The 19,669-nt window shown below is 29.3% G+C and carries 23 protein-coding genes; 10 read left to right on the forward strand and 13 right to left on the reverse strand.

Going from position 1 to position 19,669, the window contains the following annotated elements; translation table 11 throughout:
* Window positions 1-5 precede the first annotated feature (5 nt).
* Window positions 6-395, reverse strand: coding sequence for a DUF2306 domain-containing protein (locus tag ACTTA6_RS03450; protein ID WP_440614518.1), 390 nt, complete (start codon window positions 393-395; stop codon window positions 6-8).
* Between ACTTA6_RS03450 and ACTTA6_RS03455 the strand changes: the two genes are divergently transcribed.
* Window positions 379-840, forward strand: a complete 462-nt coding sequence (locus ACTTA6_RS03455; protein WP_440680381.1) for a DUF2141 domain-containing protein — start codon at window positions 379-381, stop codon at window positions 838-840. The two genes, ACTTA6_RS03450 and ACTTA6_RS03455, sit on opposite strands and share 17 nt — an antisense overlap.
* 69 nt (window positions 841-909) lie before the next feature.
* Here ACTTA6_RS03455 and ACTTA6_RS03460 read toward each other — a convergent pair whose 3' ends face one another.
* The 3 genes from ACTTA6_RS03460 to ACTTA6_RS03470 are packed head-to-tail and all read right to left on the reverse strand — an operon-like array spanning window position 910 to window position 3,217.
* Window positions 910-1,359: a YtoQ family protein gene (locus ACTTA6_RS03460; protein WP_440614520.1), complete on the reverse strand. Its 450-nt coding sequence runs from the start codon at window positions 1,357-1,359 to the stop codon at window positions 910-912.
* Between the two features lie 17 nt (window positions 1,360-1,376).
* Window positions 1,377-2,582, reverse strand: a complete 1,206-nt coding sequence (locus tag ACTTA6_RS03465; protein ID WP_440614521.1) for a M20 family metallo-hydrolase — start codon at window positions 2,580-2,582, stop codon at window positions 1,377-1,379.
* Window positions 2,582-3,217 carry a DUF1028 domain-containing protein gene (locus ACTTA6_RS03470; protein ID WP_440614522.1) on the reverse strand — a complete coding sequence of 212 codons (636 nt, stop codon included), beginning with the start codon at window positions 3,215-3,217 and terminating at the stop codon, window positions 2,582-2,584. The genes ACTTA6_RS03465 and ACTTA6_RS03470 overlap by 1 nt, the downstream gene beginning before the upstream one ends.
* A gap of 142 nt (window positions 3,218-3,359) precedes the next feature.
* Here ACTTA6_RS03470 and ACTTA6_RS03475 point away from each other — a divergent pair, with 142 nt between their 5' ends.
* The 4 genes from ACTTA6_RS03475 to ACTTA6_RS03490 are packed head-to-tail and all read left to right on the forward strand — an operon-like array spanning window position 3,360 to window position 8,728.
* Window positions 3,360-4,916 (forward strand): ABC transporter substrate-binding protein, encoded by a 1,557-nt coding sequence (locus ACTTA6_RS03475; RefSeq protein WP_440676748.1) that lies wholly within the window; start codon window positions 3,360-3,362, stop codon window positions 4,914-4,916.
* A 56-nt stretch (window positions 4,917-4,972) separates the two neighbouring features.
* Complete coding sequence (locus ACTTA6_RS03480) at window positions 4,973-5,914, forward strand: ABC transporter permease (RefSeq protein WP_440614524.1); 942 nt, start codon at window positions 4,973-4,975, stop codon at window positions 5,912-5,914.
* Window positions 5,911-7,773, forward strand: a complete 1,863-nt coding sequence (locus ACTTA6_RS03485; RefSeq protein WP_440614525.1) for a dipeptide/oligopeptide/nickel ABC transporter permease/ATP-binding protein — start codon at window positions 5,911-5,913, stop codon at window positions 7,771-7,773. The genes ACTTA6_RS03480 and ACTTA6_RS03485 overlap by 4 nt, the downstream gene beginning before the upstream one ends.
* Before the next feature lie 4 nt (window positions 7,774-7,777).
* Window positions 7,778-8,728, forward strand: coding sequence for an oligopeptide/dipeptide ABC transporter ATP-binding protein (locus ACTTA6_RS03490; protein ID WP_440614526.1), 951 nt, complete (start codon window positions 7,778-7,780; stop codon window positions 8,726-8,728).
* An 18-nt stretch (window positions 8,729-8,746) separates the two neighbouring features.
* Here ACTTA6_RS03490 and ACTTA6_RS03495 read toward each other — a convergent pair whose 3' ends face one another.
* The gene (locus tag ACTTA6_RS03495) at window positions 8,747-9,766 is read right to left on the reverse strand and encodes a D-2-hydroxyacid dehydrogenase (RefSeq protein WP_440614527.1); all 1,020 of its coding nucleotides are present in this window, start codon (window positions 9,764-9,766) and stop codon (window positions 8,747-8,749) included.
* Between the two features lie 62 nt (window positions 9,767-9,828).
* Here ACTTA6_RS03495 and ACTTA6_RS03500 point away from each other — a divergent pair, with 62 nt between their 5' ends.
* Together ACTTA6_RS03500 and ACTTA6_RS03505 are read left to right on the forward strand one after the other, a co-directional pair.
* Window positions 9,829-10,314, forward strand: a complete 486-nt coding sequence (locus tag ACTTA6_RS03500; protein WP_262589405.1) for a YajQ family cyclic di-GMP-binding protein — start codon at window positions 9,829-9,831, stop codon at window positions 10,312-10,314.
* Window positions 10,315-10,398: 84 nt separating this feature from the next.
* Entirely contained in the window at window positions 10,399-11,694 is a 1,296-nt protein-coding gene (locus ACTTA6_RS03505; RefSeq protein ID WP_440614528.1) for a DEAD/DEAH box helicase, read from the forward strand.
* Window positions 11,695-11,696: 2 nt separating this feature from the next.
* On the opposite strand, the gene ACTTA6_RS03510 is transcribed toward ACTTA6_RS03505, so the two are convergent.
* The 3 genes from ACTTA6_RS03510 to ACTTA6_RS03520 form a co-directional block, all read right to left on the reverse strand.
* The gene (locus ACTTA6_RS03510) at window positions 11,697-12,317 is read right to left on the reverse strand and encodes an SOS response-associated peptidase (protein WP_440614529.1); all 621 of its coding nucleotides are present in this window, start codon (window positions 12,315-12,317) and stop codon (window positions 11,697-11,699) included.
* 1 nt (window position 12,318) lies between these two features.
* Complete coding sequence (locus ACTTA6_RS03515) at window positions 12,319-12,867, reverse strand: tetratricopeptide repeat protein (RefSeq protein ID WP_440614530.1); 549 nt, start codon at window positions 12,865-12,867, stop codon at window positions 12,319-12,321.
* A gap of 107 nt (window positions 12,868-12,974) precedes the next feature.
* Entirely contained in the window at window positions 12,975-13,232 is a 258-nt protein-coding gene (locus ACTTA6_RS03520) for a hypothetical protein (RefSeq protein ID WP_440614531.1), read from the reverse strand.
* 130 nt (window positions 13,233-13,362) lie between these two features.
* On the opposite strand from ACTTA6_RS03520, the gene ACTTA6_RS03525 reads away from it, so the two are divergent.
* Entirely contained in the window at window positions 13,363-13,758 is a 396-nt protein-coding gene (locus ACTTA6_RS03525) for a hypothetical protein (RefSeq protein ID WP_440614532.1), read from the forward strand.
* A gap of 6 nt (window positions 13,759-13,764) precedes the next feature.
* Here ACTTA6_RS03525 and ACTTA6_RS03530 read toward each other — a convergent pair whose 3' ends face one another.
* From ACTTA6_RS03530 to ACTTA6_RS03540, 3 genes are read right to left on the reverse strand one after another with little or no spacing between them, the layout of a single operon-like run.
* Window positions 13,765-14,223, reverse strand: coding sequence for a hypothetical protein (locus ACTTA6_RS03530; protein ID WP_440614533.1), 459 nt, complete (start codon window positions 14,221-14,223; stop codon window positions 13,765-13,767).
* Between the two features lie 9 nt (window positions 14,224-14,232).
* Window positions 14,233-14,922: an ion transporter gene (locus ACTTA6_RS03535; protein ID WP_440614534.1), complete on the reverse strand. Its 690-nt coding sequence runs from the start codon at window positions 14,920-14,922 to the stop codon at window positions 14,233-14,235.
* Window positions 14,923-15,534: an arylesterase gene (locus ACTTA6_RS03540; RefSeq protein WP_440614535.1), complete on the reverse strand. Its 612-nt coding sequence runs from the start codon at window positions 15,532-15,534 to the stop codon at window positions 14,923-14,925. It lies immediately after the preceding gene.
* Between ACTTA6_RS03540 and ACTTA6_RS03545 the strand changes: the two genes are divergently transcribed.
* Together ACTTA6_RS03545 and ACTTA6_RS03550 are read left to right on the forward strand one after the other, a co-directional pair.
* Window positions 15,533-16,198 carry an ABC transporter ATP-binding protein gene (locus tag ACTTA6_RS03545; protein ID WP_440614536.1) on the forward strand — a complete coding sequence of 222 codons (666 nt, stop codon included), beginning with the start codon at window positions 15,533-15,535 and terminating at the stop codon, window positions 16,196-16,198. The two genes, ACTTA6_RS03540 and ACTTA6_RS03545, sit on opposite strands and share 2 nt — an antisense overlap.
* Window positions 16,182-18,716, forward strand: a complete 2,535-nt coding sequence (locus ACTTA6_RS03550) for an ABC transporter permease (RefSeq protein WP_440614537.1) — start codon at window positions 16,182-16,184, stop codon at window positions 18,714-18,716. The genes ACTTA6_RS03545 and ACTTA6_RS03550 overlap by 17 nt, the downstream gene beginning before the upstream one ends.
* Here ACTTA6_RS03550 and ACTTA6_RS03555 read toward each other — a convergent pair whose 3' ends face one another.
* Together ACTTA6_RS03555 and ACTTA6_RS03560 are read right to left on the reverse strand one after the other, a co-directional pair.
* On the reverse strand, window positions 18,717-19,130 hold the full coding sequence (locus ACTTA6_RS03555; RefSeq protein ID WP_440614538.1) for a carbonic anhydrase: 414 nt from the start codon (window positions 19,128-19,130) through the stop codon (window positions 18,717-18,719).
* Window positions 19,127-19,630: an SOUL family heme-binding protein gene (locus ACTTA6_RS03560; RefSeq protein WP_440614539.1), complete on the reverse strand. Its 504-nt coding sequence runs from the start codon at window positions 19,628-19,630 to the stop codon at window positions 19,127-19,129. Before ACTTA6_RS03560 ends, ACTTA6_RS03555 begins: the two co-directional genes overlap by 4 nt.
* Between the last annotated feature and the right edge of the window lie 39 nt (window positions 19,631-19,669).

The following is a 19,669-nucleotide window of genomic DNA, read 5'->3' on the forward strand; positions in this document are numbered from 1 at the left end:
TATTTTCAGCCTATCAAAATTTGATGCATGATACGTCCTGGGTAAAGCGTAAAAAAGCCTGTAAGAATTAAAGCAAAAAAATAAGTTGCGATCATTACTTGTTTGTGACGTTTAATATTACCAACTCTTACAAAGTAAATTCCAAGACCAAGAGAGAAAATTGTCCACAAACTCAATAAATGTATAGGACTATAATCTCCCCACATTTTTGTTTCGTGTATGAAAAAAGAGGTTATCGCTACAATCAGCATTAAGACTACCCAAATACGACCTAACAATTTATGAATTGCCCCACCTTTTTTCATAGAAAGTTGAATACCACCTAAAATTATTGCAATCATTGCCATAATTGCATGAAGTGGTATAGGGTGTGCTTCATTGAATAATAAAGTCATGATTAAGTTTTATCGAAATTTATTTGTAATTTTTATCTTACCGTTTCTTATTACTATATCTCATACTTATGCTGCAACTGTAATTGTGAAAGTTAGTAATATTGAGAAAAAAGGTGAAATGCATTTAGCTATTTATGATGATGCAGAGGTATTTGAAAATGATGATGGTGAAAAAGGTGGTGCAGCAGAAGGCATTATTCAAGGTGTAATCGAAGATGTAGAAACTGGAAGTGTAACTTACACATTTGAATTACCAGATGGTACTTATGCTATCGGTATTTTTGTTGATAAAAACTACAATAATAAAATGGATAGAAATTTATTTGGTGTGCCAAAAGAGCAATTTGGTTTTAGTAATAATGCCAAAGGTAAGTTTGGACCACCCTCATTTGAAGATGCTTCCTTTACTGTTTCAAGTGATATGAAACTTGAGATTAATTTATAAATTTCGGCGTACGAATTTGTTGAGATAAAAAAAATAATAAAAAATAACGATTTTAATAATTTCATTATTTTATTTTAAAGAGCCCTCTAGAACATATTTTAGAATTCTAACTACTTGTTTTTGATCTGAGGCAACTGCTGAGGCTGCAGCATCTACCTCTTTAAGAGCATGTTGATGATCATCACTATGAATAACTATAATAGATTTGTTTAATGCAGATGCATATCCAGCATCAAAAGGTGCGTTCCATTGTTTGTATTTTTCACCAAATTTAACAACGACCACATCGCTTTCTTTGATTGATTTTTTAGTTCTAATTGAATTGATATTGGCTCCTTTTCGATCTTTCCAAAAATTTTTCTCTTCAGGACCTAAGATTTCAACTCCACAATCGTCTGAAGATGCGTGATCAGTAACTGGAGATGAAAATTGAATGTCTAAATTTTGTTTTTTACATTCATCAATAATTTCATCTCGCCAATTTGTGTGAATTTCTCCTGCTAAATATACTTTCAACATCAACACCTCTTATTAAATCAATTAAAATTAATTAAAAATTTTTCAATAACTTTAACCGCTATTTGCATATCCTTTTCGATAGTAAATTCTTTTGGGTTATGACTTAAACCTTTTTGACTTCTTACAAAAAGCATTGAAATAGGACATAAATCAGACATCGCTGATGCATCGTGTGTTGCTCCTGACATCAATACAAATGGATTTAATTTTAAATTCTGAAATGATTTTTTAAGTTTACTCATCATTTTCTTATCACAACTAACAGCACTTTGATCGTAAGTTTTGTTTAATTGAAATTTAAGACCTCTTTTTTTGCAAATTAGCCCAATTTTTTTAGAAATCTCTTTTTCTACTTTTTTTCTTTTTTTATCATCGACACTTCTACATTCTACGAAAGATAAAGATTTTGCAGGAATAGCATTTACACTATTTGGTCTATTCTCAATCGATGCCATTGTTGCTAAAAAGTTTTTATTTTTTTTAGCCAAATTTTCCACAGCATTAATAACTTCTGCAGTTGCAGCTAATGAATCTTTTCTAAGATGCATTGGAGTAGTTCCTGCATGAGATGCATAACCTTCGATTTCAAGTTTAAATCTAGATATTCCAGAAATACCATTCACTATTCCAACTGCTAAGTTTTTACTTTCTAGAACTGGTCCTTGTTCAATATGAACCTCAAAGAAGCCTAATAGATCTTTTTTATTTCTTTTTAATGAATTAATTTTTGATGGATTGCATCCAAAACTTTTTAAAGCTTGTTCAATAGAAATATTATTTTTATCTTTAAGTTTTAAATCTTTTTTATTAAACGTTCCTGCTAATGATCTTGGTCCCATTAATGCTGTTGGAAACCTAACACCTTCTTCATCTGCAAAAGCTAAAATTTCTACATTGTAAGGTAAAATAATTTTTTTTTTCTTTAATTCTTTTAAAGCTAAAATTGGAAGTATCACTCCCATGATACCATCATATCTTCCAGAGTTGTAACCGCTATCTTGGTGTGAACCTATCAATAATGTTTTAGCATTTTTTTTAGGACTGACGTATTTACCAATTAAAGTTCCAGCTGCATCTAAACTAATTTTTAATCCAGCATCACTCATCCATTGTTTTAAAAGATTGTTTGCAGATTTATGTTCTTTTGTAAAAGGTAACCTCGTAACCCCTTCTGCAGGTTTTGAACATTTTGCAATTTTTTCAATATAATTTTGTATAATCATTATTTAGTTGGAAGTTTTTTTAACCACTCTTTATATTTAGTTTTATTAGTCATTTTTAGAATTTTTTCGAGTTTTACCAATGGATTTTTATCATGATCCACTCTTATATTTAGTGGTGGATTGTTTTTTTTAAAGACTAGTAATGCAGCAGACATTAATCCTCTTTTGTCGCTGCCAAACTTTTTGCCTATTTTAAGAGCTTCTAGCAATGTCTTGGCTAATGGTTCATTTTTAAACTTAAAATTATCCACAATTTTATTAATCACCTTATCGTTGGACAGCATATTTCCACTTATAACCAAATTTGGCATAACAATATGATTAAAGTATTTTGTATTTTTATTTCCTGTAAATGAAAAACCTTTGCCTGATAAGTTTAAACAAGAAACTTGTCTGTAATGTTTTTGCTTATCATTTTTGATAACCTTATTGGTTGCTGTTGTTGGTGTATGTTTATTTAAATTATTTAAAATGTTTTCACCCCAAATAGTGCTTGGATAAAAACCTTGTGATGCTGTAACACCTTTTTTTATATCTCCTCTTAAAACCCATCCTCCTACACAAAGATTTCCTGTTGCAGCAGCTCCACCTATTTCGCCCGTTTTTGGATTTCTAGCTAAAATTGAAAATGTCATAAAATGGGTACCCTACTACAAAATTGTTTTATTTTACTATTTTTTTTGCTCAGGAAAAACTGAAATAAACAAATGATCGGGTTGAATTCAAAATTATCAATTGTTAGGCTTTATTTATAATAAATATAACGATGGAGATAAAATGTTAAAAAAGTTAAGAACGTTTTTTATTAGTCTTTTATCATTAGTTTTCATAACTGGTTTTACAGTTGCATCTAACGCCAAAGTATTGGTGGTAGGTCAAATAGCTGAGCCAAAATCTTTAGATCCAAGTACAGTTACGGCTGTAAATGACTTTAGAATAGTAATGAATATCTATGATGGACTTGTAAGATATACAGACGGAAAATTAGAAGTTGAACCAGCTTTAGCAAAAAGTTGGGATATTAGTAGCGACGGAACAGTTTATACATTCAATTTAAGATCAGGAATTAAATTTCATGATGGATCAGACTTTAACGCTGATGCCGTGAAGTTTAACTTTGATAGAATGTTAAACAAAGATCATCCTTATCACAATACAGGACCTTTCCCGCTATCTTTCTTTTTTTCAGCAATCAAATCAGTTGATGTAGTAAATGCTAATACAGTTAAGTTTACATTGAATGAGCCTTACGCTCCTTTTTTATCTAACTTGGCATATCCAACAGGTTTAATTGTTTCACCAGCAGGTGTTAAAAAACACGGAAAAGATTTTGGAAGAAATCCTTCTGGTACTGGTCCATTTAAATTTAATGAATGGAAATCAAATGAAAGAGTTGTTGTTGACAAAAACTCTGGTTATTGGGATGGAAAAGCTGGAACAGATGCAGTTGTTTTTAGACCTATAACTGATGCTAATACTAGAGTTGCTGAAATGCTTTCAGGTGGAATTGACATGATGGTTGAAGTTCCTCCTGCATCATTAAGTAAATTTGGTGGAAGTAAATTTAGCGTAGTTGAACAAGCAGGACCTCACGTTTGGTTCTTGATCTTAAATGCAAAAGAAGGTCCTTTTGCTAATAAGAAAGTAAGACAAGCTGCTAACTATGCAATTAACAAACAAGCAATTGTAAATGACGTGTTAGAAGGAACAGCTGCGATAGCTGCTGGACCAACACCTCCTGCATTTGCTTGGGCGTATAACAATAGTTTACAACCATATCCTTATGACCCTGCTAAAGCTAAAGCTTTAATTAAAGAAGCAGGTGTTGAAGGTGCAAAACTTACTTTCTATGTTACTGAAGGTGGTTCTGGAATGTTAGATCCTGTTGCAATGGGAACTGCAATACAAGCAGATCTTAAAGCTGTAGGTTTTGATGTTGAAATCAAAACTTTTGAATGGAACTCATTCCTAGGTGAAGTAAACCCAGGTTTAGAAGGAAAAGCAGACATGGCAGAAATGGCATGGATGACAAACGATCCTGATACACTTCCTTTCTTAGCGCTAAGAACAGAATCTTGGCCTGACAAAGGAGGATTTAACTCTGGATATTACTCAAACCCTAAAGTTGATGATCTTTTAAATAAAGCAAGATCATCTACTGACCAAGCAGAAAGAGCAAAATTGTATCAAGAGATGCAAGAAATTGTTCAAGAAGATGCTCCATGGGTATTTGTTGCTAACTGGAAACAAAATGCAGTTACTAGCAACAAAGTGAGTAACTTTTCACTTCAACCTTCATTCTTACTTTTATTAAAAGACGTTAAGAAAAACTAAAAAAAGTTAAGAATTATAATAGTTGCCCTAGGCTTAAAAAAGCCTAGGGTATTATCATGAATTATCTCCTTCAAAGATTACTATCAGCAATCCCTGTTCTTTTAGGTATTACAATTATAGTTTTTTTTATTATTTCACTAATTCCAGGGGATCCAGCAACAGCAATACTTGGTTCTTATGCAACACCTGAGAATGTAAAATTACTAAATGAACAGCTAGGATTAGATAAGGGATTAGTTCAAAGATACTTCATTTGGCTTGGCAATTTAGTTCAAGGTGATCTTGGAAGATCGTTTGCTTTAAATCGTCCAGTATTGGATGAAATTTTAGAGAGATTTAATGCTACATTAATTTTATCAGGAACTGCTTTCATTTTATGTTCTGTTGTTGGTGTTTTAATTGGAACAATCTCTGCATTTAAACAATACACTATTACAGATAAGATAATCACTTTTACTGTTTTAACTGGAATTTCATTGCCATCATTTTTTTTAGGAATGATGATGATTTTATTATTTGCAGTTAATCTTCAGTGGCTCCCAGTATCAGGAATGTATGCAATTTATGGTGGGGGTGATTTTTTAGATTTAATCCATCATTTAATAATGCCTGCAATAGCACTAGCATTAGTTGCAACTGGAGTAGTTGCAAGAATAACAAGAAACTCTGTTTTAGAAATACTTAGACAAGACTACATTAGAACAGCAAGAGCTAAAGGAGTTAGAGAAGGAAATGTACTTTTCAAACATGTTTTAAGAATTGCAATTGTCACTATTCTTCCAATTTTAGGTTTGCAGGCTGGATTTGTTTTATCTGGATCTGTTTTTATTGAAATTGTTTTTCAATGGCCAGGTGTTGGAAGAATGTTGGTCGATGCAATTTTAAAAAGAGATATTTTACTTGTTCAAGGTGGTGTCATGTTTGTTGCTGCTTGTTATGTATTGTTCAATATCGCAGTTGATTTGTTACAAAGATATTTAGATCCAAGGATTAAATGATTAATTTTTTAAAATTAATTTCAAGAAACAAACTTGCTTTATTTGGTGGAATTTTATTAATTATAATTTTTGTAGTCTCATTTCTAAGTCCTTTGTTGCCTTTAAAAGATCCTGATGTCATTAAAACTAGTGACAGATTTCTTTTACCTTTTTCAGAAGGGTACTTACTGGGTACAGATCACTTAGGTAGAGATTTGTTATCAAGGTTATTATGGGGAACTAGATTAAGTTTGTTGGTTGGAATATCAGCAGCTTTAATTTCAGCAACCATTGGATCAATACTTGGAACTATTGCTGGGTTTTATGGAAATAAAACTGACAATGTTATTATGCGTATCATAGATGTATTGATGGCATTTCCTTATATTTTGCTAGCACTTGCAATAGTTGCAGTTTTAGGCCCTGGTCTTTTTAATGCTATGATTGCAGTTGCTTTAGTTAACATTCCTTTTTTTGCAAGAAATATCAGAGGTGTCACTGTCACGATTGCTAACAAAGAGTTTATTGATGCTGCAAGATTATCTGGAATGAGTAATTTTAAAATTATTATTTATGAAATTTTTCCAAATATTCTTCCGGTTATAGTTGTTACAATTTCAACAACTGTTGGCTGGATGATACTAGAAACAGCTGGATTATCTTTTTTAGGTTTAGGTTCACAACCTCCGCAAGCTGATTTAGGTTCAATGCTTGGGGAAGGACGAAGTTCACTAATTGTAAATCCTCATACATCGTACGTACCTGGGGCTATGATTTTCTTAATTGTTATTGGAGTTAATTTATTTGGTGATGGTATTAGAGATGCATTAGATCCAAGGTTAAGCAAAGGAGAATTGGTTAAACCTCAGCCTGTCACTCAAATTAAATTAAATAAAAATATTGAAAATAACAGTAATTCTTTTTTATCAGTACAGAATTTAACTACAGCTTTTGAATTTGATAACAAATTACACATAGCATCCAAGGATGTTTCGTTTGATATAAAAAAAGGTGAATGTTTAGGATTAATTGGTGAAAGTGGTTCAGGAAAATCAGTAACAGCTTTATCAATTACTTGTCTTGTTGCTTCTCCTCCAGGTGTGATTGTTGATGGATCAGTAAAATTTCAGGGTGATGATATTTTAAAAATGAATTATGAACAAATTAGAGAGTTAAGAGGAAATAAAATTTCATATATTTTCCAAGATCCTCTTTCTACCCTACACCCACTGATTAAAATTGGAAAACAGCTTGAAGAAGCATTTATTGAACATAATCATCAAAAAAGTAACGAAGCTACATTAAAAGGTAAAGAGTTATTAAAGTTAGTTCAAATTCCAAATATTGATAATGTATGGAATTCATATCCTCATGAACTTTCTGGTGGAATGAGACAAAGAGTTTCTATTGCAATGGCATTAACTAATGATCCAGAATTAATTATTGCAGACGAACCAACAACTGCTTTAGATGTAACAGTTCAAGCTCAAATATTATCATTACTGGATACTTTAAGAAAAGAGAGAGGATTATCCGTTTTATTTATTTCACATGACTTTGGAGTTGTTTCGCAAATTTGCGATCGTGTAATTGTAATGTATGGAGGCCAAATTGTTGAGGAAGGTAAAACAGAAAATATAATGAGTAAACCAAGACATCCATACACTAGTCAGTTGATGGAATGTGTTCCTCATATTGGATTTGGAAAAAGAAAACTTCCAACAATATTAGGTAGTCCCCCATCTATCACATATAAGAAAGAAATTGGATGTTCATTTGCTAGTCGTTGCTTAATTAAAAAAAACAACTGCCTAAATGAAGATATCAAAATAGTTCAGAAAGGAGATAGTGAGGTTAGATGTTTGTACCCTCATGAATAATACAATGGACATTTTATCTGCAAATAATCTCTCAAAGTTTTATTCAAAAAATAAAGGTTTATTTAACAAGCAATCAATAAATTTAAGAGCCGTAAACAATATTAATATTAATTTAAAGGCAAAAGAGTCATTAGGGATAGTTGGTGAGTCTGGTTGTGGTAAATCAACATTAGCAAAAATGCTAGCAGGATTAATTTCACCTTCTTCTGGAGAAATAAAGATACAAGACAAAGATATAAATAATTATGAAAAGTATGAACTACCAAATCATATTCAATATATGTTCCAAGACCCAATCAGCAGTCTAAATCCTAGAAAAACAATCTATCAATCTTTAGCAGCACCTTTAAAATATCTTAGAAATCTCGATGAAAAAGAAATTGAAAAAGAGATTAAAAGCATAATTAAAGAAGTTAATTTAAAAGAAGAGTTTTTAAATCGTTTCCCACACGAATTTTCAGGAGGCCAAGCTCAAAGAATTGGTATTGCAAGAGTATTACTATCTAAAGCAAAGATTATAATCCTAGACGAGCCAGTTTCCGCTCTAGATGTTTCAGTTCAATCACAAATATTAAATTTATTAAACGATTTGCAGAAAAAGTTTGAATTATCTTATATTGTAATTAGTCATGATCTTGCGGTGATAGAAGCTATATGTGACAGGGTAATGGTTATGTATTTTGGTGATATAGTTGAAAAATCTGATGCTAAAGAATTATTTCAAAAACCTTATCATCCATACACAAATTTACTTTTAAATAGTATACCTAAAACTAATCAAAAAATTGAAATTCAAAGTTTAGTTGAAACAGAATTGCCAGACCCAATTAATCCACCTAAAGGATGTTCGTTTTATTCAAGATGTGAAAATAAAACTGAAAAATGCAAAGATGTTAATCCTTCAGAAACTGAGAAAGAAAATAGAAAATATAAATGTTTTTTCCCAAACATTTAATGCTTGTTTAAGCTAGATCTAATAACCTAACTTTCTATCTATTTGATTAATTAATTCTTTATTATCTGTGAATAATTTTAAATTTTTAAAGAAAATTTTAAGAACCATCTCAATATAATTACCCTCACTATCAGAGGATATATGAGGAGTGATAATTAAATTTGGGGTATCCCAAAGGTTTGATGTTTTTGGAATAGGTTCTTGTGAAAATACATCTAAAATTGCTCCAGCAATTTCATTGTTTTGAAGTTTAATTCTTAAAGCTTCGTAATCTAAAACAGATTGCCTTCCAATATTAACAATCCCACACGTAGATTTTAATTTGTCTAATCTTGATTTATTAATTAATCCTTTAGTCTCATCCGTTTCTGGAACTGCTAAATATAAAAAATCAGCATCTGGTAACACTTCATCAATTTTATCGAACGTAATAACTTTAGAGCATCCCTCAACATTTTTTCCTTTTCTATTTACACCAATAACTTCAGCTCCAAGCTTACTGATATGTTTAATCATTGAACCACCTAAAGAACCAGTTCCAACAACAACTACTTTCCTTCCTTCAATAGGTTTTCCAAGTAAAGATACAAATTCTTTATTTTTTTGGTTGGTTACAATTCTAGTCATGTGATTTTGGAGCATTAATATACTCATCAAACCAAACTCACCTGCTTTTTTAGCATGAACACCACTACTATTAGTTAAAACTAAATCCTCGTTCATCCAATCAAAAGGAGATAAATGATTAACACCAGCTGAAATCACATGGATCCATTTAAGGTTAGGTGCAATTTGTTTTAAATCTTTTGTTGGAAACTGCCAGCCGAGTAAAATGTTAGCTGATTGCATTGATGAGATAAAATTATCGTCATCCCAATCAATTACATATTCAACTTTGTCCCTTAACTCAGGATATTGATCAAAACCCTTTTCAATTTCTTCCTTAGTGATTGTATTATTTTTCTCACCTTCAGCATCACAAGGCAAAAATCCCTCTTTCCAATGATTATTTCTAATGTGAATTTTAATTTTTTTCATATTTTAAATTAATATTATCTTTAATTTCATTTAATAAAAAATAGATTATTGTATAAATAACTATGCCTTCATTTGATGTAATCAGTAAAATTAATTATCAAGAATTTGATAATGCTTTAGCAAATTGCCTAAGAGAAATTAGTAATCGATATGATTTTAAAGGACTTCATATCACTATAGAGCGAAAAGATAAATCAGTTACTACTAATGCTCCTGATGAATTAAAATTAAAGCAAGTTAATGAATTATTACAAACTCATTTAGTAAGAAGAAAAGTAGATCCAAGAGTTTTAGAGGTTAAAAGTTCCGAAGGTGCTTCAGGTGGAGCAATTAGACAAGTAAGTGAACTTAAAGAAGGTATTAGCCAGGAAAATGCAAAAAAAGTAATTGCTGACATTAAAAAACTTAAGCTAAAAATTCAGGTAAAAATTCAAGGTGATGAATTAAGAGTTGATGGTAAAAAAAGAGATGATCTTCAAGAAGCTATAGCAGCTATTAAAGCTATTGATATTGGGCTTCCAATAGACTTTGTAAACTTTAGAGATTAATCCTCCCAAACTATTTATTGTATTTGGTACAAAAAGATATAAGCAGACACTCAATTACTTAAAATTTATATCAATCCCGACATAATGAACTTCTCTGATCTAAATATTGAAAATAAATTAAAAAGATCAATTGAATTAGCTGAATTTAAAACTCCAACCCCTATTCAAAGTCAATCAATACCAATTAGCTTAGAAGGAAAAGATGTTTTAGGAACTGCTCAAACAGGTACCGGTAAAACACTAGCATTTACAATTCCAATGCTAAATAAGCTTTTAAAAGATAAGAAAGCAATGGCATTAATAATTTGTCCAACAAGAGAACTTGCAACACAGGTAATGGAAACTGTTTTAAAACTTAATATTAGAGAAATAGGAATTGGTAATGCTCTTTTAATTGGTGGTGAGAGTATGCAAAAACAACTAAGACAATTAAAAAAAGGAGCAAGAATTATAGTTGGAACCCCTGGAAGAATTAACGATCACATAGAACGAAAAAGTTTGAACTTATCTAGAGTAAATTACTTAGTTCTAGATGAGACAGATCGAATGTTAGATATGGGATTTACTCCTCAAATAGAAGTAATTTTAAAATTTATTCCAAAAAATCATCAAACATTATTGTTTTCTGCAACTTTACCTGAAAACATTTTAAAAATTTCTCAAAAGTATCTTAATAATCCTGAAAGAGTGTCTATTGGATCTTTATCAACTCCAATTGAAAAAATTAAACAAGAAACTTTTCAAATCACAGCAGACAAGAAATATCATGAGTTGATTAATCAATTAGTTGAAAGAAGTGGATCTATTTTAGTTTTTGTTAAAACTAAACATGGTGCTGATAAAATTGTAAAAAGATTAAAATATGATGGCCATAAAGCTGATGCCATTCATGGAAATCTTAGACAAAGTAAAAGAGATAGAGTTATTAGAGGATTTAGAAATGGTAATAGTAGGATTTTAATTGCAACAGATGTTGCAGCAAGAGGATTAGATATTCCAGTTATAAAACACGTTATCAATTATGATCTTCCACAAGTTCCAGAAGATTATATTCACAGAATAGGTAGAACTGGTCGTGCTGGAAAAGATGGTTCTGCTTTAACTTTTTTAACAAACAACGACAGAAGTATGTGGAGATCTATACAAAAATTAATAGATCCTGACTTTAAAGTTAAAGAAGAAGCAAGACCAAATAATCAAAAAAGTAAGAAATTTAATAAAAAAAATAAATTTAAAAAGAAATTTAAGAATAAATTTTCTAACAATAAATTAAGTAAAAAGAAGAAATTCAAAAAATTTGAAAACAAAAATAATAAAAGAAAATTTAAAAATAGAAAAAGACCTAAAAATTTTAAATTTAAAAAAAATAAAAGAAAATAGATTTATATTTTTTGTATTAAAGAAGCGCTATTATTTGTAGGCTTATTTACATCTTTTGAAACTTCATGAAATATAAGATCTGGTGATTTACGTTCATTTAGAAACGCTGATCCTTGTAATTCTAAATTAAGATATCTATTAACATCCGCTTGATTAAGAATAACTGGTTGTCGGTGATGAATTTCCTTAATATTTTCTTTTGCTTCTTCTGTAATTAAACAAAACTGATCGTCTTCAAATATTCCTGCAAAATAGATAGTATTGGTATCTTCACGAGTAAAATAATGAGGAGTTTTTTCTTTCTCTTCCCTCTTCCATTCATAAAATCCATCCGCAACAGCAACACATCGATTATTTTTAATCAATTTTTTAAATGAAACCTTTTCATCAATGGTCTCAAGTCGTGCATTAATCAAAGCTTTAAAATCTTTATCTTTCGCCCAACTTGGGACCAAACCCCATTTCAAAGCTTCTAAGGTATTTCCATTTTTATATTTTTTTATAACTGGAAGTTTTTGATAAGGATGAGCATTATAGTTTTCATTATCTTCAACCTGAATTGCAGATTTAACTAAAGAACTAGTTTTAGTAACTGGATTTTTAACAACGTATCTTCCACACATTTTAAATTGTTTGTTCTTTCATCAAATCTTCGATTTGTTTTATCATGATCTCTGGAGATCGCATGGACGGATAAATCTCTTGTGCTTGTTTATAACTTCTAATTGCTTTTTCAAAATTTTTTAACTGAATATTTACTAAACCCTGCCCTGCTAAAGCACCAAAATGTCTTGGTTCTAATTCTAAGACTTTATCAATATCATCTTGTGATTTTTGATATTCTCCCAACATATAAAGAACAGTTGCTCTCTTATTCCAAGCTTCAGCCCAATTTTCATCAAGATTTATTACTTCAGTAAATATTTCTCTTGCTCTTTTTGGCTGTTGGTTTCTAACAAACATTGAACCTTCTTCTAAACGAGCAGTCAGCTTTTCATCAGTTGGATGAGTGCTCCATAAAGACCAAATTTCCTGTTCAACAATAGATGCTACTTTTGCTTTATTAACTTTTAGCTCATTAAATAATTGATTTAGCCTTACGTCTCGATCATTTGCAAAAGATTGCAATTGTGAAAGTAATAAAATTAAAATTACTATAAATGACTTTTTCATAATCAAATATTAACAAATATGAATAATAGAGTCTTTATTCTTAAAACAATTTGATCATATTTTTACAACTTCAAAATGAATTTATAAATTTATTGAGATGAAAATTCTTAAGGTTTGTAGCAATTTGTTGTTTCTTTTTTTATATTATAAATACAAGTAATTAATTTAGGTTCAAATTGCATTTTTGACGAACCATTATTTTTAAGATTATACAATATTTTTTGATCATTTATTAAAATTGTACTCTCTAAATTATATCCATTTGATAGATAATGATTTACTGTTCTAAGATTTCCAAGAGAGTCAGCAATAACTGAAGAAAAAATAAAATTTAAACAAAATAATGTAATTAGTACTTTTTTCATGAAGCGATTATTTCACTTTAAATTATTATATGGAAAAAAAAATATTTATTTATCAAAAAATCTCTTTATTGCTTAATAGATTTAAATATTTTGTTTATTTTTTAGTAATTATTACGACTATAGAAAATCAATGAATTTTTTAAAAAATTTGATTAAAGGTGACTACGGACTTGGTAAAACATTCTGGGTTTATGGAACCCTATACCAGCTAATATTTAGCTTAATAATTTTTATAACATTTTTTTTTGCTTTAGATTCAATTGATAAATCTCTTATTAATTATAGTCAAAATCCTGAGTTAATTATTAAACAAATTTTTTCTAATATTAATAATTTTTACGCAACAATACTCGTAATAGAGTTAGCAATACTATTGATTTATACATTAATAATTACTATTGCGATCTGGAGAAGCGCAAGTAATAATGAAAATTGGCTTTGGCCAAGAGTTGTAAAAGTTTCTATAGCACTTTCTGTAGTCTATTATTTATACAAATTGATAATATTCTTAGAATTATTCGGCTAAAGATAATCAAGTATTTTGATTTTTATTCTTACAGTTATAAAATAAAATTTCTTTTTCCTTTTCTTTTTCTTTTTGATTAATATTTTTTGTTATCTCGTGAATAAGTTCTCCTGTTTTAAAAGTCAAAACAGCCGATTCTGAGTAATTGTTATTATCATCAAGAGCTTGAATTAAAACGACATCTTTATTGGAAATTTTTACGTCTAGTTCAATTTTATCAATAAAATTCGATAAATTTTTAATATTTAATACATTTGGTGATTTAGACTCTATTATTAATTTATTAATATCATCTTTCTTAATTTGATCTTTTGTGAACGTTTCAAAGTTATGATCTGGATTTTTTAAAATTACTTTTTCAAATGCACATGTAAGATTTAAATTTCTATCTATGGTAATATTTGTATTCTGTGCATTGGCATAACCAAAACAAATGAAACTTAAAACTACAACAAATCTTTTCATTAAAAAGTCTTATAGCTTTTTCTGATTGATTACTACGTCCACTAATATCGCAATCAACAAATTAAGCATTGTAATTCCGCATATAATTATAAAGCTGAAAAAATAAATCCAAGCCCACCAGTAAACATCTTGTAATGGCAGCATTACTTGTTCCCAACTAGATAGAGTTAAAACCTGAAACAACGTAATCATAGCAACACCAACATCGCTCCATCTTTCAGGAATATCTGTGCTAAATAAAATTGAGCCTATAGTTGCGTATATATAAAGAATGATGAACAATAATAATCCAACATAAAAAACTCTTTTGACTGAAGTAAGCAGCGCTTCAATGATTTTTTTTAATTCTGGAACAACCGAGATAATTCTCAATACTCTAAATACTCTTAATAATCTTAAAAGTAAGAAGCTAGAATTATTAGGAATTGGAATTAATGAAATTAAAACAATTAAAGTATCAAATACATTCCATCCACTTTTAAAAAACTGTAGTTTTTTAGGTTCTCCTATAAACCTAATTATAATTTCGATAACAAAAAATATAGTAATTGAATAATCTAAATAATTAATTGCTTGTCTGGTAAGATCACTTAATTCATAAGTGTTAACTCCAATTGTAATTGCATTTAATATGATAATTGAAATAACAACAAACTGAAAAATTCTGCTTTCTTTAAGATTATATAAAAATTTATTCATTTAATTTAAAATATTAATAATACTTTTTTTAATAGTTTCACTTACTTTAATTGTTCCTTCTTTGTTTGGGTGAATTCCATCTTGTTGATTTAAACTTGGATCGAGTGCAACTCCTTCAAGTAAAAATGGGATAAGTGGTAAATTATATTTTTTTGATAGTTTTGGATAGATTGCATCAAACCTTTTTTTGTATTCAGCACCATGTGTTGTTGGAGCAACCATACCTGCAATAATAATTTTGATTTTTTTATTATTTGCTATCTTTATGATTTCTTCTAAATTTTTCTCAGTTTCTTCTGGTTTTATTCCTCTCAACATATCATTGGCGCCTAAACCTAAAATGATTAAGTCAATACCAGGTTCTGATAAACTCCATTCAGCAATATTTAATCCTCCTGAAGATGTGCTTCCAGAAACACTGCCATTAATTATCTTTATATTTAAACCATCTTTTTTAAAATTATCTTCTAATACTACAGATAAATGATGTTCTTTAGGTAGACCATATCCAGCCATCAAACTATCGCCAAATAAGACAACCTTTTCTATTGCGAAAGCGTTTATGTGCACTAGAAAGATCATCAAAATTTTTATAAATAAACTTTTATTCATGAATGATCTTCTTAAATTAAAAAAAATAAATCTCAAATACCAAACTGGTAAAGAAAGTATCAGTGTTTTAAAGAATATTGATCTAACCATTAAGCAAAAAGAGACAGTTTCTGTCGTAGGTGAAAGTGGATCTGGTAAAACTAGTTTAATAATGTTGGTTGGAGGACTAGAAAAACCAACTTCAGGTAAAATTGTTTTTCAAGATCAAGAAATAACAGGTTTAAATGAAGATGAAGTTTCAGAGATTAGAAAGAAGAATATTGGAATTATATTTCAATCTTTCTATTTAATTCCAAACTACACAGCAGTTGAAAACGTTGCTTTAACATTAGAATTAAATAATTTTAAAAATCCTGAGAGTGAGGCAAAAAATTTGTTAGATAGATTTGGTTTAAAGCACCGATTTAATAATTTACCTAGTCAGTTATCTGGTGGTGAACAGCAAAGAGTTGCAATTGCAAGAGCTATAGCAATGAAGCCTGAATTAATCCTAGCTGATGAACCTACTGGAAACTTGGATACTGAAAACTCATTAATGATTTCAGATATTCTATTTAAATATGTAAAAGAGGAAGGGTCTTCCTTAATCATGGTAACGCACGATCCAAAACTTGCAAACAAAGCAAAAAGAAAAATCAAAATAAAAGATGGAAAAATTAAATAATCGATCTGAATTTAGTTTGATTTTTAAATATGCTTTGAAGGATTTAAGCAGAAACTATCACAAAATCTCAAGTATTATTGTTACTCTATTTATCAGTCTCTTTATATTAAGTGCTATTTTTACTATTGAAGATAGTCTTAAAAAAGAGCTGAACGATAATGCTAAAGCCTTATTAGGTGGTGATTTAGAAATTGATTACAATCGTAACCAAGGAAATCTAGAACTAGTTAATCAGGTAAAAGAATTTGCAACTGTATCTCAAATGATTGAGTTCAGCACTATGCTTTCAACAACTGGAAGAGAAAAAAATAAATCTTTATTTACTAGAATTAAAACAGTTGATGAAAAATACCCGTTATACGGCGAAGTAGTATTTGAGCCTGAAGGTGCATACGAGCGAATGCAAAAGGAACCAAACACTATTTTAATTAATGAAAGTTTGTCAAAAACACTAAATATAAAACTTAATGAACAAGTTAAAGTTCAAGACCAAAATTTTACAGTTATTGGAATTATAAAATCAGTACCAGATGTAAGTGGATTTGTTGCTTTTGGTGATTGGGCACTTGCTGGAAAACAAACCTTAGAGATATTAAAACTAAACGGGATTGGAAGCTTTTTAAACTACGAATACAAAGTAAAATTTAAAGAAGGAGATAACCCTGAAGAGTTAGAAAAACAAATTGAGAATATCTTTAAAGATGATCAAAAAGTAAAACTTCGTTATCCTGAAAATTCAGCAAGTGGAATAAAGAGAATAATCAACAATTTTTCACAATTTTTATCTCTTGTTTCAATAAGTGCGATGTTGATTGCTGGAATTGGTATTGCAAACACCCTTCTCTCTTTTATTAACCAAAACAACATGTCAATTGCAGTTAGAAAAGCAGTTGGATTTTATTCAGGAAATATAAAAACACTATATTATCTTCAATTATTAATATTGTTGTTTGTAATTACTGTTGTCTCCTATGGCTCTAGTTTTTTAATAGTCCCTATTGCTGATAAATACTTATCAGATGGACTTGGATTAAATGTTTATCCAGTATTCTCTATTGTGAATTTTATTAAAATATTTTTAGTAGGTTTGTTGGTACTTGTAATATTTTCTATCCCAACAATAAGTTCAATTGACCAAGTAAAAGCATCTAATTTATTTAGAAATGTTTTTCAAAACCTACAATTTTATTATTCAAAAAAGTCTGTTGTTTTAAGTTTTATTTTGCTCTCTATTTTAGTTTTGTTATTTACAGTTGGCTCCGAACAACCAACTTACAGTCTAGGATACTTTGCTGCATTTTTTGTATGTTTGATTGTATTTTTCTTTCTTTCAAGAATAATTATATTTTTTCTTAAAAAATTTAAATCAAGCTCCAATATTTCATTAAAGGTATCAATTAAGAATATCACTCAAACTAAAAGTATAACTCCAATTACTATAATGTCTTTAGGTTTAGGAGTTACTTTACTTTTAACATTGGCGTTGGTTGGAACAAATTTTCAAAGAGAAATTGCTAAATCAATTCCTGATATTGCACCTGATTATTTCTTTGTAGGAATTCAAAAAGGAGAGCGTGAAAAGTTTGAGCAAGGAATATTAAAGATGGATCCAGATGCAGACATTGAAGTTGTTCCTATGGTTTCATCTGGAATTACAAAAATTAATGGCATTAATCCAAATACTTATATTAAACCCGATAATGATAGTTATTGGGTAATTGGAAGTGAAAGAAGATCTTCATGGGTGGAAGATGTTCCTGAAGATAATCCATTAGTTGCTGGAAAATGGTGGGATTTGAATAAACCAAATCAACTTCAGATATCTTTAGACGCTAAAGTTGCAAGAGATTTTAACATTCAATTAGGAGATATTTTTACTCTAAATATTTATGGAAGAGAAATTGATGGCGAAGTAGTTAATTTTAGAGAAGTTGATTATCGAGATTTAAGTATTAACTTTGCAATGCTATTTAATCCTCAGTTCGCTCAAAATATTCCTCATGAATATTTAGCAACAGCAAAATTTAACTCTGATAAATTTGATGAAACTAAAATGCTAGAAGTTATGCCTAGCTTATCCATGATAAAAATTGCAGATTATCTGACAAAAGTAACAGCTGTTTTAAATAAAGTATTCATTGCAGTTACTCTAATATCAGCTGTTACTATTGTGATTGGTTTAATTGTTATTTCAAGTGCAATTATGGTTCAAGGTAAGGTCAAAGAGTATCAAAACTTAGTATTTAAAATTCTAGGCTTCTCAAAAAAAGAAATAATCCTCTCATCATTAATAGAATTTATCATTATATTTAAATCAGTCATACTGATTGCAATATTTTTTGCAGTAATTGGTTCTAAATTTATTATGGAAAATATCTTTGAACTTGTATGGATGTTTGATTTTAAAGTTTTAATCTACTTAGGTTTTTCAATCGGATTTGTAACATTGATATTGATTATGTTAACAAATTTAAAATATCTAAATCCAAAAGTTTACCCTTTGATTAGAAATCAATAATTAAAATTTTGTAATTTTACTATCTAAAGCAATTACATTTAATTCCACTTTTAGTTTTGGAAATCTTTTTTTAATTTCTTTTTTAAGTTTATTAAATGAGTCTTGGTGTATTTTTTTTTCATTTGCTGGTGTAAATTCTTTTTTTCCATTAGCAATTTTTGCAGCACCACAATCTTTGTGATTTATAACAATAAGCTTTTCTATTTTATGAAGCTGTATTGAAGTTCCAAGATTATCATAAAAAGTATTATGCCATTTTTTAAATTTATTGTGTGTGACCCCTACTGCAGCACCAGCAATTGTAAAAGCACTGTACTTACCAGTTAATTTTTTTTTCTTTAAATGATTGTGAACTAAATGTTGAAATCTTGGGTCCATACAAGATAACACCATTGCTTTAAATTTTGACTTCATGAATTAAACTCCACTTTATACATTGCCTCATTCCTTCTATTCATTGGAAGGGTAAAAGGACTATCATATGTAGCTCTAATAGGTGGACTTATAATTGAAATATTATTTTTGTTTAACTCTTTTTCTAGGATTTCTTTATGTTTTATGAAATTTCCATCAGAAGCTCTGCCAGAATATCTAAGTACAGCATAATATCCTCCTTCAATATTTACTATTCTTACATCATCTCTACTTGGGTTAGGTACATTATCTGAATTAAACTTTGAAGGTAAATAAAACTGCATAGTCATATTTCCATTTTTTTCGACTTGAGTAACCGGAGTAGTCATTGCTATCTTTTCTTGAGCATCATTTCTTCCAGAAATATAATTAAATAATTTTCTAAAATTACTATCTATTCCAGCTCTAGAGGTTTCAACTGCTAAACGATCAGAATATTTTCTGATCTCATAAATTTCATTTTTATCAACTACTTCATACTTTGCTTCTTCATTAGCCATGACAATAGAATACGGTAAAAGAAAGAAAGTACAAAATAG

This window comes from Candidatus Pelagibacter sp. HIMB1636, assembly GCF_052047675.1.
Classification (GTDB): domain Bacteria; phylum Pseudomonadota; class Alphaproteobacteria; order Pelagibacterales; family Pelagibacteraceae; genus Pelagibacter.

Coding starts and splice junctions, on each gene's coding strand:
- ACTTA6_RS03450 (WP_440614518.1), bottom strand. CDS start 395: ATGACTTTATTATTCAATGAAGCACACCCTATACCACTTCATGCAATT.
- ACTTA6_RS03460 (WP_440614520.1), bottom strand. CDS start 1,359: ATGTTGAAAGTATATTTAGCAGGAGAAATTCACACAAATTGGCGAGAT.
- ACTTA6_RS03465 (WP_440614521.1), bottom strand. CDS start 2,582: ATGATTATACAAAATTATATTGAAAAAATTGCAAAATGTTCAAAACCT.
- ACTTA6_RS03470 (WP_440614522.1), bottom strand. CDS start 3,217: ATGACATTTTCAATTTTAGCTAGAAATCCAAAAACGGGCGAAATAGGT.
- ACTTA6_RS03475 (WP_440676748.1), top strand. CDS start 3,360: ATGTTAAAAAAGTTAAGAACGTTTTTTATTAGTCTTTTATCATTAGTT.
- ACTTA6_RS03480 (WP_440614524.1), top strand. CDS start 4,973: ATGAATTATCTCCTTCAAAGATTACTATCAGCAATCCCTGTTCTTTTA.
- ACTTA6_RS03485 (WP_440614525.1), top strand. CDS start 5,911: ATGATTAATTTTTTAAAATTAATTTCAAGAAACAAACTTGCTTTATTT.
- ACTTA6_RS03490 (WP_440614526.1), top strand. CDS start 7,778: ATGGACATTTTATCTGCAAATAATCTCTCAAAGTTTTATTCAAAAAAT.
- ACTTA6_RS03495 (WP_440614527.1), bottom strand. CDS start 9,766: ATGAAAAAAATTAAAATTCACATTAGAAATAATCATTGGAAAGAGGGA.
- ACTTA6_RS03500 (WP_262589405.1), top strand. CDS start 9,829: ATGCCTTCATTTGATGTAATCAGTAAAATTAATTATCAAGAATTTGAT.
- ACTTA6_RS03505 (WP_440614528.1), top strand. CDS start 10,399: ATGAACTTCTCTGATCTAAATATTGAAAATAAATTAAAAAGATCAATT.
- ACTTA6_RS03510 (WP_440614529.1), bottom strand. CDS start 12,317: ATGTGTGGAAGATACGTTGTTAAAAATCCAGTTACTAAAACTAGTTCT.
- ACTTA6_RS03515 (WP_440614530.1), bottom strand. CDS start 12,867: ATGAAAAAGTCATTTATAGTAATTTTAATTTTATTACTTTCACAATTG.
- ACTTA6_RS03520 (WP_440614531.1), bottom strand. CDS start 13,232: ATGAAAAAAGTACTAATTACATTATTTTGTTTAAATTTTATTTTTTCT.
- ACTTA6_RS03525 (WP_440614532.1), top strand. CDS start 13,363: ATGAATTTTTTAAAAAATTTGATTAAAGGTGACTACGGACTTGGTAAA.
- ACTTA6_RS03530 (WP_440614533.1), bottom strand. CDS start 14,223: ATGAAAAGATTTGTTGTAGTTTTAAGTTTCATTTGTTTTGGTTATGCC.
- ACTTA6_RS03535 (WP_440614534.1), bottom strand. CDS start 14,922: ATGAATAAATTTTTATATAATCTTAAAGAAAGCAGAATTTTTCAGTTT.
- ACTTA6_RS03545 (WP_440614536.1), top strand. CDS start 15,533: ATGAATGATCTTCTTAAATTAAAAAAAATAAATCTCAAATACCAAACT.
- ACTTA6_RS03540 (WP_440614535.1), bottom strand. CDS start 15,534: ATGAATAAAAGTTTATTTATAAAAATTTTGATGATCTTTCTAGTGCAC.
- ACTTA6_RS03550 (WP_440614537.1), top strand. CDS start 16,182: ATGGAAAAATTAAATAATCGATCTGAATTTAGTTTGATTTTTAAATAT.
- ACTTA6_RS03555 (WP_440614538.1), bottom strand. CDS start 19,130: ATGAAGTCAAAATTTAAAGCAATGGTGTTATCTTGTATGGACCCAAGA.
- ACTTA6_RS03560 (WP_440614539.1), bottom strand. CDS start 19,630: ATGGCTAATGAAGAAGCAAAGTATGAAGTAGTTGATAAAAATGAAATT.